1 pseudogene is annotated in these 235 nt (G+C 45.5%); it reads left to right on the forward strand.

The window, feature by feature from the left end:
• Positions 1-235, forward strand: a pseudogene (locus tag AB4512_RS23780) (ammonium transporter); the annotation flags it as partial.

Consider the following 235-nt stretch of genomic DNA (forward strand, 5'->3'; position numbering starts at 1 on the left):
AATGGTTACGAGCTGGTGAAGTTTTTCTTCTTGATGACGTTTGCTGCGGCGATTCCAGCGATCGTTTCTGGTGGTATCGCTGAGCGTGCACGTTTCTATCCAATACTCATCGCAACACTGTTCACCGTAGGCTTTGTTTACCCATTTTTTGAAGGGATCATCTGGAATGGTAATTTTGGTTTCCAAGATTGGCTTGAAGCGCAATTCGGTTATGGATTCCATGACTTCGCAGGCT

This window comes from Vibrio sp. 10N.222.52.B7 (genome assembly GCF_041474275.1).
In the GTDB taxonomy this organism is placed as follows: domain Bacteria; phylum Pseudomonadota; class Gammaproteobacteria; order Enterobacterales; family Vibrionaceae; genus Vibrio; species Vibrio crassostreae_C.